Origin of the sequence: Robertmurraya mesotrionivorans (assembly GCF_050971805.1) — a bacterium.
In the GTDB taxonomy this organism is placed as follows: domain Bacteria; phylum Bacillota; class Bacilli; order Bacillales; family Cytobacillaceae; genus Robertmurraya_A.
The window spans coordinates 47058-63314 of record NZ_JBPCCH010000012.1; the positions used below are offsets into that span (position 1 = coordinate 47058).

Genomic DNA, 16257 nt, shown 5'->3' on the forward strand with positions numbered 1-16257 from the left:
TAAAATTAAAAATAGTCCTAATAGACGGAGAGATTCCGCCTATTGGCTCGAAAAACGTGAAAATGGAGGATTTCGCTTTGCATAATCGGAAAATCTCCCCTTATATGCCCCGAAACGAGCACCATTCTGTATCTAACCGGAAATTCTCCGATTATTTTACTACTGCTAGGTTTTACATGACAAGGAGTTAGGTATTTTAAAATAGATTGAGCTTCCCCCGATGCTAACGAACTAGTCTCCTTATTGGTTAGCAACGCTAGCCTTTACTTTATTAGGAGAATCATTGGTTGATTTCGTCCAGAACCAAGTTAATACGATTCCCAAAGCTAATATGACAGTCGAAAAATAGTAAGGGTAATTAATATCTACATCAAATAAGACACCGCCAATAATTGGACCACTAATGTTTGCTAAACTTGTAAACATGGAGTTCATGCCACCAATAAATCCTTGTTCATTTCCGGCATTATTGGATAGATAAGAGGTAACTGCTGGTCGAAATAAATCGAACCCTACAAAAACAATAAATGTTACCAGTAAAATAGTGAAATACGAATGTGCAACCGTCATTAAAAAGACAAGCAATGCTGACAAAATTAAACTGTATTTAATTAGCTTAATTTCTCCCCAAATACGAGTTAGCTTATCAAACAAAATGACTTGTGAAACAGCACCAAAAATGGCTCCACCTGTAATAACAATAGCTATATCTGATGGTTGAAATTGAAATTTATGATCCACAAATAAACTAAAGAATGATTCAAACGCAGCTAAACCGAAGGATGTAATAAATATTAAAAGAAACGCATACGAGTACTTTGGTGCAAGAATTCTTTTGATACTAACCTTACCTTCTCGTTCTTTCTCATTATGGACCGCTGACCGGTCTGGTTCAGATAATAAGAAAATCGAAAGAACAGCAGCAAATGCACCTAGTCCACCTGCAAAAAAGAACGGAATACGTGTACCGAATTCCGCTAAAAATCCACCAATCCCCGGACCAATGATAAAACCTGTACTTATAGCGGCTGACATATAACCAAGTGCTTTTGGACGAGTTTCTAAATTTGTTATATCTGCAATAAATGCGGTTACTGCTGGCATAATAAATGCGGCACTAATCCCACCAAGCATACGAGATAAAAAAAGTATTTCAATTTCTGTTCCCATTCCAAACAAAAATTCCGAAGCACCAAAGATAAATAACCCTATGACAATCATTTTTTTTCTTCCAAACTTATCGGCAGCTTTTCCTGCCATCGGTGAAACAACTAATTGAGCAATGGCAAAAGCCGCTGTTAAATATCCAACAGTTGTTCCAGTGATGCCTAACTCATTCATGAGCGTTGGTAAAACTGGGATGACTAAACCTATCCCCAAAAATGCAATAAATAAATTCAATAGCAATAATCCTAAGGTGACTTTATGGGCCTTCATATACATTCTCCTTAAAAAGGTGATTACGGTAAATTCTCTTATTGTTTACAACTATCATCCTAATCTATATAGTAACTATATAGTCAAGGGGGGTGTATATATATGAGTAAAAAAGACAGTAAATATTTATCGACAGGTGAATTTGCAAGGCTTTGCAAAGTAAATAAACAAACATTATTTTATTACGATCAAATCGGACTATTATCACCCATATTAAAAAATGAAAAAGGGTATCGTTTTTACTCCATTCATCAAATAGAGTTATTTTTTGTTATTGATTTATTAAAGGATCTTGGAATGTCATTAAACGATATTCAAACCTACATGCAAAATAAATCTCCTGAAAGTTTTCTGTCATTGATGTATCAAAAAAAGGAGGAAATCGTAAAAAAACGGAAAGATATTGAGATGAAGGAAAAAATGATTGATGCTAATATAGCGTTAATGGAACAAGCATTTCATCTTGATTTTCACCAAGTGACGTTTGAACAATTACCAGAAGCAACTCTTTATCTAAGTAGAAATATTGAGGATGTAACTGATAAAGAATTTATAGAAGTCGTATCAGATTTTATTAATGAATTGAGTACTTCTCAGCTCGATTCAGGATATCCAATAGGTAGTATTACAAAACGGGAAAATGTACTAAAGGGAGAATTCTCTAATTATAGTTATTTATATATTGAACAACCAAATCCGAAAGAAGGCTATCCTTATTTTCAAGCGGTAAAAGGTGACTTTCTCATTGGATATCATATTGGGGATGAGACAACCATTAATGATACATACAAGCGACTTTTTTCAGAATTGGAACGGTTAGATTTATCCTTAGGAGATTATGTTTTTGAAGAATTTATATACGATTCAATTGTAAAAAATAATAAGGAAGAGTATGTAACCAAAATAATGATTCAAGTTAAAGAAGCTTAGTTTCCTAAAAACTTTATTAGCTCAATTCCAGGTTATCGGATATATGGTCTTAGAGAAGAGTTTGGTTAATTGGCATTTGGGGCTAGTGAACATAAACCAAATAATTCAATTAATAGTGATAAGAAGTAATTCTTTCGTTGGCGGGGGAAGAATGATTAACATTTTTCCCATCAAATCAACCTCTCTTTAACCTCAGTGCATCAGACATTAACAAAGCTTTTAAATATGTCACTGAAATGATTATCAAGGGTTATCCCAGGTCGTCCTGTTCCCATATCCAAAGTGTATACAGGTCCAATATGTTCCCCTTCTTTAATTTCTAACCCAAGTAAATTACTGTACCATTGTATGGAACGTTCTAAATCCGTTACATGAACAAAAATCGTATCAATCCTATTTTCTATTGGTTTATCCAAGTTTGTTCACCTCCAAAATATATACCATATAATTCCACATTCATTTAAATAATCCTTCAAATAGTACAGTAAACATTATGTTGTCTATGATCAGTATGGAGAGTCTTATTTTATAAAAGGAGCAGGTTTATGGAAGAAGGTTTCTAGCCAAATGGGAACTATGAATACTCTATGGACGTATTAATAGTAATGAGTAAGTTAATAGTCAAAGGAGCTTGTTTCTAAGTTAAAACATTTATAAAATTTTTATTTGAAAAGGGTAATGTCATTCGTATTGAAATGGATACCTATAAGCATAGCTTGTTATTTGGTATATTTATAGGGATTATGGTGGGTGTTTGTCCTTTAACTCTAAAAAAATCTAATTAAGTTAAGTAGTGTTGATCATTATAAACTAAAACTAAAACTAAAAAGTCAGAGGTATATACTATGAAATTTTTTATGAAATTCAGTGGATGGTTATTGATCCTAATTGCTGTTCTAGGGGGGATTGGAGCTGCAACAGACAGTAGTGGGGAAGAAGCCTCGTTTATCGTGTTTATGATTTCGTTTTTTGTTGTTTTACCCTTCCTACTAGGTTATTTCCTTATCCTAAAAAGTAATAGTATATCTTTAAAACAACACATGATAAATATTTACTATACTTTTAAAAAGGGAAAATCCTCCAACAAACAGAATGAAGACATCGATAACAAAAAAGAGATTAGTGCATTAGGAGCCTTTCTAAGGTTAATAGTAATCATCTCTTTTGTAGGATTTCTGTTTCTCACGATTATGTGGTTACCCTTATTTCTTCCTAAACTAATAGTTAAAGCAAATGGAATAATTCTATACGCTAGTGACATGGTAAATGTATTATTTGTTTTTATATTCAACGTTGTGTGGTTCTTCTCTACCCTTTATCTAGTAAAAAATGAGAAAATCTTTAGATGGCTTCTATTAGTTCCTGTTACTACTTATATCTTTCTGTTTTTTAACTATCAGTACATCGATGAAAAAGGTATTCATTCAAATGATTACTTCCAGTTAGCTACTACTCATTATAAGTGGGATAAAGTTAAAGAAGTACATTTTGTTCCAAGTGTATACGACGGAAAACGAAGTCACCGAACTGTAGAGATACAAATAGCATATCTAATTGGGGAAGAATGGTACTGGATTAATAACGCTAAAGATAGCCAAATTACGGGTTTAAAAACATACTTAAAGGGCAGAAAATATCCAAGTTCTTATATTCAACCTTTAGATAAAGAAACACTAGAAGAGTTAATTGATGAAAAACAAGACAATAAAGAACGTTATGAAAACCTAATTAAACTACTAGAAGTAAAAGATATAAAGAAACCACCGGCAGAAGTAATCCAAAATAATGATAAACAGTAAAGAAATTTCAACTAAATAGAGTGGGATACTCCCTATTACGAACGGGTGCTCTTGTTGAACAAGAAATGTCTGTCAGCAAGGACTGACCGGTTATGCTTTAGAAGGGATGCCATTATATTAAACAAATGGGGCAGCATTCCTGGCAATAAATTAAAGATGAGAATAGGATTAAAAGGAAAGATTGTGAACCTATACACTTAAATAATAGGGGGCAAGAGTTAAAGAAGAGATCGCTGCTGCGGTCTTTTTTCTTCTTCCACAAAAGGGGCAGGTTAGTTTAAGTGTAATGATTCACAATTAGCATTGTTTATTAAGAAGATGAAAGAACGTAATTTATTGTATAACTTCATACATGATGCGATGCTTCAATTGAGAAGGGGCGCTTTTCTTATTCAACAAACGGGCCCTACGATCGCTTGGCAATAAGATATTAGTTAGTATAAAGATTGTATATATTTCACTTAAACTAAACCGATTTCAGTGTGAACAATGTGGAGGAGAAATGGTCGCTGAATATTATAAAGGGATTTACGGGTAGGAGTATCGACTACAGGATTTCCAATAATTATGGTGGAAGAAAAAAGACCGGACGTATTTTGTACGGTTTTTCTTATATTTTTGTAAGATATTTGAGTTTATCACGTCTTATATGTAAGGAGGTGAGATGGTGACACAGATTGAGGATATTTATAATACATACTTTAAAGATGTATTTTTATATGTGTATAGTTTGTCTGGCGATAAGCATATCGCTGAAGATATCACTTCGGAAACTTTTATGAAGGCACTAACATCGCTAGACAGTTTCAGAGGGGATTGTGATATCCGTGTTTGGTTATGCAAAATTGCCAAAAACAGTTATTACTCTTACTTGGGTAAGAAAAAAAGCTTTGTAGATTTAGAGTCACTTCCGGAATCAGCTAGTGAAGACAATGTAGAACAAGAAATAACCACTTCGCAAGCGTCTATGAAGGTACATGAAATTATCCAGAATTTAAAAGAGCCATATAAAAAAGTCTTTACGCTCCGTGTATTTGGAGAACTGTCATTTAAGCAAATTGGCAAATTGTATGCAAAAAGTGATAACTGGGCTTGTGTTACTTATCACCGTGCTAGAGAAAAGATTAAAGCGCGATTGGGGGATTATCGATGAAAATTAGTTGTAATATGATTAGGGATATACTGCCTTTATATGTCGAGAATATGGCAAGTCAAGATACTAGAGATATCGTTGAAGAACATATAGCTTCTTGTGAAAACTGCAAAAAACGACTTGAAGAAATGAGGACGCTTGAAGAACCGCCAATAGATACCGATATAGCTCCCTTAAGAAACATACAAAATACATTGCGAAGGGAAAAGCTGCAAACGATTATTCTTTCAGTCATGGTAACATTGGTTTTTGCAGTGGTTACAATGGCTTATCTGACAGAGCCAGCATACATTTCTTATAATGAAAATGCGGTTTCGATCATTGAAAAGGATGACGGAACTGTACTTTTGAATTTTAGTGAAGAAGTCTCCGGATTCCATGTAGAACAATATCCAGCAGCAGACAATTCAGGTTATGTCTATGATATAACTACATGGGAAACGATTTGGCACCAGAAAATAAGCAAAAACAACCTAGAAAATACTGTCATAAACCCGAATGGAGAAACGGTCGCTTCAATCTATTATTACAATACCGATGGAAGTGAAAATATTTTAATTTATGGAGATCCAATAACGGATGGTTCTGTCATTACGTTACCTCGGCTAGTTTTAAGCTACTATGTGATGTTTGCTATAGGATTTTTACTTATTTGTGGAATTGGATTGGCCATATTCCGTAAGAATGAAAAAATAAGAAATGGACTAGAAAAAATTATTCTATTGCCTATCTCCTACCTGTTTGCTCACATAACTATAAAAGGTCTTCACTCTACAACTTACCTTGCTAGACGAGACTTTTATGCAATATTACTAGTCACAATTTCTTTATATTTTGCGTTGTTAGCTGGAAGGAACATATTTAAAAAAATATCAATCAAGAAGCCGAAAAGCACCTTATAATAGTTGTTGCTTTCACTGGTTTATAATAGACTCACCAATCAGCGATTTTTTTCTTAATTTCAGTTCTATTTTACTTGATTCGGAAAGGTTTCCTGATGGATTCAGATTTCTAAAACATGGCCAAAAAGTATCCTTTGAATTGGTTGAAAACCCAAATTCTACTGTCCAGGGGCAAGTTGCAGAAGATGGACTCATTATTTCTGATTAATGAGTCCATCTTCAACAAACGGGGGCAAGAGTTAAAGAAGAGATCGCTGCGGCGGTCTTTTTTCTTCTTCCACAAAAGGGGCAGGATAGTTAAAAAAGGGGTAGCGTCAGGAAAACGCAGATTTACGCCGATAAGTAATTCTGAATTTAGGAGCTGTTGTACTTGCAGTTCCTTCTGAGGAGTAAGGTATTATTAATCGTATAAGTAGTATTATAAGCCATCTAACCTACATACAACATTCTGGAACAATCCGATAAGAGGTTGGTCCTTTTTCAATTTATACCTTAGATTATAGAAGGTCATAAAAATCCAATATTTTTTCAAACCAAATGAAGGTTAGCTACGTCTATTATATGTGAGAGGGTGATAACAAGATGAATGGACTAAAACAACTGGCGGTGACAGATGAAAGTATGTTGCTTGAGAGAGAGGAAATAATTGATCAATTAATGCAAGAATATAGCGATGATATCCTGCATCTCGTATATACATATGTTAAAAATCGAACGACAGCAGAAGATTTAACGCAGGAGATATTTTTAAAATGTTATGAAAAGTTAAATCAGTTTAATCAGCAGGCAACACTAAAAACATGGGTATATCGTATTGCTAGTAATCATTGTAAGGACTACTTAAGAAGCTGGCATTATCGCAAAATAACCATTAGCGATAAAATTTTGGATTATATACCTTCGAAATCAAAACAGGTTGAAGAAGAGATTATCGCGAATAGTGAAGAAAACATCTTAACAAATGCTGTCATGAATTTACCTCTAAAGTACAGAGAAGTAGTATTTCTGCATTATTATGAAGAACTATCTTTAGCCGAAATAAGTAAGATTACGACAGTAAATATAAATACAATAAAAACTAGATTAAAGCGTGCAAAAGAATTATTAAAAGACAAGATGATCGAGGAGGTTTAGGAGATGAATGATCCATTTACTAACCTGAAGAGTTCGATGAAAAAATCAATTTTCAAGGATTTTTCTTTTTCCAATGAAAGAAAAAATGCGGTGAAAGAATCCATTCGTATGAGACAATCTCAATCACAATTTCATTCTTGGAAGATAGAAACCATCATAGCTATATTAGAATCGGTTCAGCATGAATTAAAGGATGGCTACAATATTTCTACCCAACTTTTTCAAAAAAATGAACGTACTTTCCAAAAAAATGAAGGGCAGCTTTATTCACTTCTACATCTACTAGAAAATAAAGAAATTCTTACTTCAAAATGGATAAACAAAAAGAAATATTACTCCTTAAATTCCAAAGGGGAAAAATACTTAGCTACCTATAAACAAGATAAATCAAAACAAGAGTTATCCCTTAAACACTTACTAGAGGAGGCGTCCTTATGAGTTCTCCCAAATTTGAAGAATTTTTAAGTAAAGTAACGTCCAAAGTGAAATCTAAGGAAGCCCACAACATGATAAAAAAAGAGCTTATTCATCATCTGCAAGAGTTAAGTCAATCTTACAAAAAGAGAGGGTATTCTAAAGAGGATGCAGAGGAAAAGGCGATTCAAGAAATGGGAAATCCATTTACCATTGGGGAGAGATTAAATCCCCTACATAAGCCGAAAATGGATTGGGTTCTAATTGTTTTATTTGTTCTTTTTGCTGGTATTAGTTTTCTCCCGTTAGTTGATGGGATTCCTGAATTTTCCCTATCAGGTACCTATTTTATGGGGAGACAGGCGATTTGGTACACCCTGGCTATTCTTGTAATCATTGGATTCCTTTTCTTTGATTACCAAAAGCTAAAGAACGGATGGATATACTTTTATGCGATAGGCCTATTGATCCATATATATCTTCATCTTTTTGGAATTATGACCAACGGAGCAAAGAAGTGGGTTTCCCTCCCAGGCCTGACGGTCGATGGAACCATGATGAGCTTATTTTTCTTTTTTCTTGCTTGGGCTGGTATTTTTAACAAAATAAATGAGTTTCGTAGTTGGAAAAAACAAGGTTTACTTTTTGTTTTATTTTGGATTCCCATATCGCTCTACATGATGGTGCCAGACTTTATGGTTAGTATTATTTACTTCTTCTGCATACTTGGGATGTTTGCTTTCGCTCGAATCCATAAGAAATTAGCTGTAAATCTGACCCTAACAAATCTATTGGCTGGTATTATTTTCATTATTATGTTCTACATGACCTCACGTCAAAGTTATTTGTTAACTAGATTATCTGCTTTTATAAACCCTACTGCCGATTCAAATGGAGCAGGATATATGTATAAGGCGGTTAGGAATGTCCTTTCAGAAGCGGGATGGTTCGGTAACGGACTTTCCAACGAGTTGAATTTTCAATTGTTACCAGAAGCACATACAGATTTTGCTTTTCCCTTCCTCGTCTATTCTCTTGGTTGGGCTTTCGGATTCGTTCTATGTTTGATCCTTCTGATATTTATTTCAAGGATCTCAAAAAATGCGTTTAAAACAAAGGACCTCTATGGGAGATTGATCGTAATAGGTGGTGCTACATTGTTTGCGGTTCCTACTACCTGGAACATCTTGATGAGCTTTGGAGTCGTGCCTATAATGGGGGTTTCTCTGCCTTTTATTAGTTATGGAGGCAGTGCGATACTCTTTTACGCTGCAGTTTTAGGACTCATTTTAAATGTTTATCGAAGAAAAGATCTTGTAGAACCCACTATTGCAGATGAAATTAAAAGTTAAAGTCGAACATGTAATTGCTGATAAAAAGGGCGACAGCTAAAGTAATAGTTGTCGCCCTTCCCTTATTGAACTATCGGGTGCGTTAATCCAGGAAGGATTAACCGCCTTTTTTATTGAATTCCTTATTAAGCAAACGAGCAGTTTAGTGAAAGAAGGAAATAAATTGGTAAAGTAAGAATATTTTATATGAAAAGATTCTATTCTTCAAGGAGGGTTATGATGATTGATAAAAAACCCATTAATGATGCAATGGAACATATGAGTAAAATTGAAGGTTATCCGACTGCTGTAGATTTAAAAAAGCTACCTAAACCACTAAGATATTTTGGTTACTTCTTTATAGGTTTCTTTTCACTAGCAATTCTTTTTATAATAATAGCTAAAATCTTGACTTGATCTTCAATCAAAGCTGCTCATTTTGAGTAGCTTTCTTCTTGTAGAAAAGAAGCTATAACAGGATAATTATGGTAGAATTAAAAAAACAATTAAAGTGGGTTAACTATTTTGGAGATCTTCACAGAGAAATTAATTTTAATATCCCTCTTCATATTCATTATTCATTCAATTGAAACACTTGCTTATGCCGTTAGACTATCTGGTGCAAGGGTAAGGTTATTAGCTTCAGCTCTATCCTTATTTAACTTAATGGTCATTGTCTCTAGAATGGCCAATATGATGCAACAACCCTTCACAGGAAGCTTAATAGATAATGCTCCCAAAGTAGATACCCTAGAATTTGTAGAATCTCAGTATAGAGTAATTATAGGGGCCTCAACGTTCGGAACGATTATAGGAATTCTATTGCTCCCTACGTTTATTGCTATATTTTCTAGAGCTATTATACACTTGTCTGAGGAACGAGGATCAATACCTTCATTGATAAAGAAGGGTTTCACTTTTGAATTTATGAAGCGAGGCTTTAAACACATTCATTTACCAAGGCCCTCTTATCTAGTGGGTATTAAGTTGAAGGATATTCCGATTAGATTGTTCATCATTAATATGGTTATAACTGCTATTTATACCATTGGTGTACTCTCAGCCTTGTATGCATCATTAATAGCTCCAGAAAGAGCATCGACTTCTATAATGGCATCGGGGCTTATTAATGGAGTAGCAACGATTTTACTCACAATATTTATTGATCCGAAAATTTCAATACTTGCAGATGATGTGATTAATCAGAGGGGGAATTATACCAATCTTAAGGCTGTGTCGCTTATGATGATTACCTCTCGCCTGTTAGGTACATTACTAGCTCAATTGTTCTTTATACCAGGCGCAGAATATATTGCTTGGTTTACTAAATTCATTGTGTAGGGAAAAACTACTGGCATTGATTCGGTTGGAGAATTAATGCCTTTATTGTAGAAAAGGGCACTTTAATTGAAGAAGAAAGATTGAAAATTAGATGGATTTTTGAAGTAATATGGAATATTTTAGTTTATTGGCAAGCTTATTGTGCTAAAGAATGTTAAAAGGGTCGTGGTATTTTGCGGAAAAATTTTAAAATTATTTTCATTATCTTCTTTATTTTAGTTATAGTTATTTCTTACTTTTTAACTATTGTACTAAAAGATGATGTTAAAGAAATCGAAAGAGCAGTATCTTCTATGAACCAACCTTTAACAACTATTATCCATATTAATGTTTTAGATAATAATAAGGCAATCGTATTTTATAAGTACGAATCTGCTAATATAGAGTATTTTGGAAATGCAAGGTTAATGAAAAATATATTTGGTTGGAAATTAGTAAGTAGTAGTAGTAGTAGTAGTAGTAGTAGTAGTAGTAGTAGTAGTAGTCAATCCCCTGATGATTATAAATTAGGTTGGCACTTTTCTAATTTGGAATATGATTTCCCTAAGTATACAGATTTGTTGAGTGGAGAGATTTTAGATTCTGGAATAAAAGATGTTGTCATTGTAACAAAAAATAATAAAGAATATCACGCTAAAATCATCGAATATACCAATGGTGAGAGGTTTTGGTACTTAGTAACTGATGGACAGGAATTACCTGGTTCTACTGTTTCTGGGCTAACATCTAATGGAAAAGTAATAGAGCAGATAACTATGTGAAAAAACTACTGAAGCATATAGAAATTTGTGACTAACTTATTCAACAACGGGGACTTTCCTTTTAGAACAGGCTGCGATCCAGTCGGGTTCTTTCTTCTTCTTTAACAATAGAAGCAGTTTTGTGGAAGAAGAAATTGTTTAATAGCAATTGTTGTGACATTCAAAAAAGACGGGTTTCCCCGTCTATTTGATTGGTTTATCAAGCTTATCTGAAATCGATTTGAGTATAATATTCTTTTCCTCTTGTATCTTAATTATTTTAATTAAAAACCAAATAACAAACACAATAGGGGCTAGGGATAGTAAAAGCGGAAGAATAGTGCCAAGTGTAGCTGCCATTAGTAAGTCTCCTTTTGTTTAGGATAATTGTACCACATAGGGTAATTGGTTAGTTTGAAAATTATTTGAATTATTACTGGATAGTAAAATTCTAAAGTATTAAAGAAATGTCTTGTTGAATAAAAGAAGCAGGTTTTCGTTTCTTTATAGAGGGAGTTTTGTTTAAGAAGGAAAAAAACTAGTTAGAATAGAATTTATTATATAATAATAAAAGGGAGTGTTTTCCATTGCTTTCATCTCGTACGTTAAATGAAAAAATTGCTTTTATAATTGGTTTAGTTGGAGCAATCCTTGGAGCTACAGTTTGGGGGCTATACCATTGGGATGGAAGTTTATTATGGGGGTTAATTAATTTTAATACCTCATACCTATCAACTAGTGGTACAGAAGCAAGTATTAGTGAAATGCAATCAGAGAGAATGATGTATTACATATTATTGTTTATCCCTGCTTGTTTAGCTTTTACATCAGTATTATTTAATAAAAAATACCTGATGTTTTTAGCAGTTTTCTTACACCTACCAATTGGTGATTTCATCAGTGGTTCAACAGGTTTTTCTTCTTTTACAACTATTCAAATTGTTTGGCTTTGTTATTTACTTTCAGGGGTCATTTCCATAATAAAAATAAATCCGTCTAGTAATAAGAATGAACGTGTTAGTACAGTAAGTAAACCTAGGGGTATTTAAAAAAATCTAATTGGGCGCTGTGTAAACAATGTCCTTTTTATTTGGCTCACATAATATAGTAAGAATGTGAAACTTTACACTTAAATTATAGGGGGCAATAACTTAATAAAAAACTATAAATCTAGTATATTTAATAGTTTTCAGGTGAATACTGTAGTAAAAGAACGATCGGGGAGATGTTCAAAATGCTTGTATCCGAAGCCTGGAATTTATATAAAGCAGATAAACAAATTCAGGGATATTCTACTCAAACATTGAAGGTGTATAGTGTTCAGTTATCCTTATTGATTAGATACCTTGGCGATATCCAGATCACTGATATTACGACTGAATCTATTAAACTATATCTTGGAGAAGTAGCTGCCGAATTGAAGGCCTCTAGTCTTTGCCATCGAATTCGATTTATAAAATCATTGTTTAAGTGGGCTCAAGAGGAGAAGTATGTCTCTACAAATCCAGTGTCTACAATTAAAGAACCAAAGCCTGAAAGCAGAATTCCTAAGTTTTTAACAGAGGAAGAAATCGAGTTATTGCGTGAAGCTTGTGATTCTACTTTTGAGAAAGCGTTATTTGAGTTTATGTATTAAACTGGTTGTAGAATCGGGGAAGTTGTAAACTTAGATAGAAATTCAATCAACTTTTTTGAGCAGTCTGTCATTGTATTCGGGAAAGGAAAAAAAGAAAGAGAAGTGTATTTTAATACTCGGTGTAGTATTTGGTTAAAAAGGTATTTAGAACAACGAACAGATGATCAAAAGGCGTTATTTGTCACTATCCGGGCACCACATCGAATGAGTATTGCTCAAATGAGATATGTTATAAAACAGATTTCTAAAAGAGCAGGAATCAATAAGAGTATTCATCCACATCAATTACGACATAGTTATGCCACAACACTTATAAATAATGGAGCACCATTAGAGGTTATACAGAATTTAATGGGACACGAAAAGAGTGAAACTACAAGAGTATATGCTTATCTGAGTGGGCATTTGAGACGTGAGTTATATAAGAAATTCTTTTAAGTGCTGATTTGATACAGCACTTTTTATTGTGCTAAAGGAGCAGGTTTGTGGAAGAAGGATTCCCTGCTTGGGAGGTCGAATTTAGGTTTTATTATATTGCGCCTATGTAGGGAGAATCTTATGAGTTATAAAATAGTTTTTTTCGATGTTGATGGAACTATTACACATCACGAAGATGGTACCATCCCTTCTTTTACTATTGAAGCTATAAAAACTTTGAAAAGCAAAGGGATTAAAGTGGTAGTTGCAACAGGGAGACCGTTATCAATGTGTAAAGAACTACAAGAAATTGGTATAGAAACGTTTATAACAGCAAATGGTGGGTACGTAAAGCACATCGATAATATTATTCATAAAGTACCAATGGATAAAAGTATTATCAAAGAAGTAATGGAATTTGCCAAATTAGAGAATAATGGTTTGTCATTCTATACAGAAGAATTTAGTATGAATGGTGTAACAGAGAAGGAAATCTTAACAGCTTTGAAAGAAACTTTGTCTCTGAATGAGTATCCTGAAAATAATCAATTAATCCATAATGAAGAAGTATTTCTATTGTGTTTGTTTGCAAATGATCAAACAGTTGAGAAGTACATACAGAAGTTTCCTCAACTAACATTTAAACGATGGCATCCTTATGTGTTAAATGTTTTACAGGAGAATGTCTCAAAGTCTCTAGCTATATTGAAAACTTTGGAGTTTTTCGGCATTGATAGATCGGAAGCTGTTGCTTTTGGTGACGGTGAAAATGATATTGATATGTTGGAGGTAGTTGGGCTTGGTATAGCAATGGGGAATGGAAATGAAAAACTAAAAAAAATTGCAAATTTTGTTACTAAGCCATCTAGTGAAGATGGAATTGACTACGCATTAAAAAAATATGGACTTATCTAGATTTGGTTCAGACAGCAATGGTTCTGTGAAAGAATATTGCTGTTTCTTGTTGTGCTAAAGGAGCAGGATAGTGAAAGAAGGAAAAGATAAAATGAGTCGGAGTTGTAAAAACTAAATGACTTGTATCTTGTTGGTCTTAAATTTTAATACCACCTTCTTGATGAAACATAGAAGATGGTAGGGAAGTAACTATAGAGTAGATGTATGCTGTTACTAATCATGACAGCATGGTTAGAGAGACGTTTTAAAGATAGCCTCGACGTGGATTTAGTTTAAACGTACTCATAACTAATTAGTATTTTGACATATTGCAAATATACAATGTATAATAGTGTTCATGAACAATCCAGTAGATATTTTTAAGGCATTAGCTAATGAGTCGCGTATTCAAATACTAGAATGGTTAAAAAACCCAGAAGCTCACTTTTCACCCCAAGAAGGGATTGATCTTGTTGAAGTAGGGGTATGTGTGAGTCAAATAACTAGTAAAATGAATATGAATCAATCCACTGCGTCTCAATATCTCTCAATATTACATCGAGTTGGTTTAATTAATGCCAAACGTATTGGTAAATGGACATATTATAAGAGAAACGAAGATGCAATTAATCAAATTGGTCTGTATCTCCAGAAAGGTGAATGATACTGAATTAACAATCGTTCAGTATCATTCACCTGATTTCCACAACAACATATTGTTAGTTTGCAATATATAAATATGTTATTCCGAATAATTCTTAAGGGGGGATGATGTTGGTGGTGGAATCACACAAGTTGTTCCAGAATGCACAAATAATGCACCAATCCTTATACAAGGATTAATTAAATGTAGTTAGAAAGAAGGCTTATCAATGAATAATAGAAAAAAACTAAAACTGGGAGCTGCGATTGAAGGGGTTGGGTTCAACTATATGGGGTGGCGACATCCAGACATGCCTAGCAATGCAAGTGAAAATATTGATTACTATGTAAAACAAGCAAAAATAGCAGAAGCAGGAAAGTTTGACACAATATTTTTATTCGATGTCAGTCATGTTGGACCAGGGAATATTCCACATCACTTGAGTATGTTTGAGGGTATCAGTATTTTGTCGGTACTTAGTATGGCAACGACAAATATAGGTCTTATAGCAACAATCGCTACGTCGTATGCTGATCCATTTACTGCTGCGAGACAGATCCTTTCACTTGATAAAATTAGTAAGGGACGAGCAGGTTTGAATGCCGTTACGTCAAATCCGGGAGGTATGGTGAATTATAGCAGGTCACATCTTTCAAAAGCAGATCAATATCCTATGCAAAAAGAATTTATGGAAATTTTATTAGGTCTATGGGATTCATATGAAGATGATGCATTTATACGTGATAAAGCGAATGGTATTTACCTCGATCCGCAAAAAATGCACGCTTTAAGATATAGAGGGAAGTATTTCTCAGTAGATGGTCCGTTGAATCTTAGCCGTTCGATTCAAGGCAGACCGGCACTCTTCACGGCGGGTAGTTCTTCTAATTTTGTAGAAAACGCTGCGAAATATACAGATGGTGGTTTTATAGCTTCTTCTTCACTTGAATATGCTAAAGGAATTGCAGCAGAGCTTAGAAAGCGAGTAGCTTTGGAAGGACGATCAACAGAAGATTTTATTGTTGTGACTTCACAAATGCCGATTGTCGGTAGTACTGAAGCAGAAGCAGAAGAAAAATTCCAAGAAATGCAAAGTTTGATGCCAGTTTATAGAATACCAAGACCTTTGTTTTTTGGTTCAGCCGAGAAAGTAGCCGATCAAGTTCAGGAATGGTATGAAGAAGGTACGATGGATATGTTATTGATACAACAGGAATATCCAACAGGGTTACAAGATTTCGTTGATTTAGTTGTTCCGATTTTACAGGATAGAGGCATTTTTCATACAGAATATGAATCAAATACGTTACGGGGTAATTTGGGTCTACCTTATCCAGAAAATAAATATTCATTATAAATTACATTTTATTTTGATTAAGTAGTAAAAAACAGAGGAATAACAAAATAATCCATTAATCGTTACGTAGAAAAGTGATTAGGTAATTACTAATGGTTACTCGCCCATTTGGGTTGACTAAAGGGAAGG

General features: G+C 33.8%; 17 protein-coding genes and 1 pseudogene. 15 read left to right on the forward strand and 3 right to left on the reverse strand.

Annotation, left to right across the window (positions count from 1 at the left end):
* Positions 1–240 precede the first annotated feature (240 nt).
* A complete protein-coding gene (norA, locus tag ACRX5O_RS17430) occupies positions 241–1437 on the reverse strand; it encodes a multidrug efflux MFS transporter NorA (protein WP_433907101.1) in 1197 nt (398 codons plus the stop codon).
* Between the two features lie 102 nt (positions 1438–1539).
* Here norA and ACRX5O_RS17435 point away from each other — a divergent pair, with 102 nt between their 5' ends.
* On the forward strand, positions 1540–2367 hold the full coding sequence (locus ACRX5O_RS17435; RefSeq protein ID WP_433907102.1) for a MerR family transcriptional regulator: 828 nt from the start codon (positions 1540–1542) through the stop codon (positions 2365–2367).
* Between the two features lie 200 nt (positions 2368–2567).
* On the opposite strand, the gene ACRX5O_RS17440 is transcribed toward ACRX5O_RS17435, so the two are convergent.
* Complete coding sequence (locus tag ACRX5O_RS17440; RefSeq protein WP_433907103.1) at positions 2568–2783, reverse strand: VOC family protein; 216 nt, start codon at positions 2781–2783, stop codon at positions 2568–2570.
* Positions 2784–3212: 429 nt separating this feature from the next.
* Between ACRX5O_RS17440 and ACRX5O_RS17445 the strand changes: the two genes are divergently transcribed.
* From ACRX5O_RS17445 to ACRX5O_RS17485, 9 genes are all read left to right on the forward strand, one after another.
* The gene (locus ACRX5O_RS17445; protein WP_433907104.1) at positions 3213–4166 is read left to right on the forward strand and encodes a hypothetical protein; all 954 of its coding nucleotides are present in this window, start codon (positions 3213–3215) and stop codon (positions 4164–4166) included.
* Positions 4167–4830: 664 nt separating this feature from the next.
* Positions 4831–5319, forward strand: a complete 489-nt coding sequence (locus ACRX5O_RS17450; RefSeq protein ID WP_433907105.1) for an RNA polymerase sigma factor — start codon at positions 4831–4833, stop codon at positions 5317–5319.
* Positions 5316–6221, forward strand: coding sequence for a zf-HC2 domain-containing protein (locus ACRX5O_RS17455; RefSeq protein WP_433907106.1), 906 nt, complete (start codon positions 5316–5318; stop codon positions 6219–6221). Before ACRX5O_RS17450 ends, ACRX5O_RS17455 begins: the two co-directional genes overlap by 4 nt.
* A 582-nt stretch (positions 6222–6803) precedes the next feature.
* On the forward strand, positions 6804–7355 hold the full coding sequence (locus tag ACRX5O_RS17460) for a sigma-70 family RNA polymerase sigma factor (protein WP_433907107.1): 552 nt from the start codon (positions 6804–6806) through the stop codon (positions 7353–7355).
* A gap of 3 nt (positions 7356–7358) precedes the next feature.
* Positions 7359–7793: a PadR family transcriptional regulator gene (locus ACRX5O_RS17465; RefSeq protein ID WP_433907108.1), complete on the forward strand. Its 435-nt coding sequence runs from the start codon at positions 7359–7361 to the stop codon at positions 7791–7793.
* Complete coding sequence (locus ACRX5O_RS17470; RefSeq protein WP_433907109.1) at positions 7790–9121, forward strand: FtsW/RodA/SpoVE family cell cycle protein; 1332 nt, start codon at positions 7790–7792, stop codon at positions 9119–9121. Before ACRX5O_RS17465 ends, ACRX5O_RS17470 begins: the two co-directional genes overlap by 4 nt.
* A gap of 219 nt (positions 9122–9340) precedes the next feature.
* Positions 9341–9517, forward strand: coding sequence for an amino acid transporter (locus ACRX5O_RS17475; protein WP_433907110.1), 177 nt, complete (start codon positions 9341–9343; stop codon positions 9515–9517).
* A gap of 108 nt (positions 9518–9625) precedes the next feature.
* Entirely contained in the window at positions 9626–10441 is an 816-nt protein-coding gene (locus ACRX5O_RS17480; RefSeq protein WP_433907111.1) for a lipid II flippase Amj family protein, read from the forward strand.
* A 173-nt stretch (positions 10442–10614) separates the two neighbouring features.
* Positions 10615–11202, forward strand: a complete 588-nt coding sequence (locus ACRX5O_RS17485; protein WP_433907112.1) for a hypothetical protein — start codon at positions 10615–10617, stop codon at positions 11200–11202.
* A gap of 183 nt (positions 11203–11385) precedes the next feature.
* Here ACRX5O_RS17485 and ACRX5O_RS17490 read toward each other — a convergent pair whose 3' ends face one another.
* The gene (locus ACRX5O_RS17490; protein WP_433907113.1) at positions 11386–11541 is read right to left on the reverse strand and encodes a hypothetical protein; all 156 of its coding nucleotides are present in this window, start codon (positions 11539–11541) and stop codon (positions 11386–11388) included.
* A gap of 227 nt (positions 11542–11768) precedes the next feature.
* Here ACRX5O_RS17490 and ACRX5O_RS17495 point away from each other — a divergent pair, with 227 nt between their 5' ends.
* The 5 genes and pseudogenes from ACRX5O_RS17495 to ACRX5O_RS17515 all read left to right on the forward strand — a co-directional run bounded on the left by ACRX5O_RS17495 (position 11769) and on the right by ACRX5O_RS17515 (position 16128).
* Positions 11769–12230 carry a hypothetical protein gene (locus ACRX5O_RS17495; protein WP_433907114.1) on the forward strand — a complete coding sequence of 154 codons (462 nt, stop codon included), beginning with the start codon at positions 11769–11771 and terminating at the stop codon, positions 12228–12230.
* A 185-nt stretch (positions 12231–12415) separates the two neighbouring features.
* Positions 12416–13255, forward strand: a pseudogene (locus ACRX5O_RS17500) (tyrosine-type recombinase/integrase).
* A 120-nt stretch (positions 13256–13375) separates the two neighbouring features.
* On the forward strand, positions 13376–14149 hold the full coding sequence (locus tag ACRX5O_RS17505) for a Cof-type HAD-IIB family hydrolase (protein WP_433907115.1): 774 nt from the start codon (positions 13376–13378) through the stop codon (positions 14147–14149).
* Between the two features lie 337 nt (positions 14150–14486).
* Positions 14487–14792 (forward strand): ArsR/SmtB family transcription factor, encoded by a 306-nt coding sequence (locus tag ACRX5O_RS17510; RefSeq protein ID WP_119706836.1) that lies wholly within the window; start codon positions 14487–14489, stop codon positions 14790–14792.
* A 208-nt stretch (positions 14793–15000) separates the two neighbouring features.
* Positions 15001–16128 carry an NtaA/DmoA family FMN-dependent monooxygenase gene (locus ACRX5O_RS17515; protein WP_433907116.1) on the forward strand — a complete coding sequence of 376 codons (1128 nt, stop codon included), beginning with the start codon at positions 15001–15003 and terminating at the stop codon, positions 16126–16128.
* Positions 16129–16257: the final 129 nt, after the last annotated feature.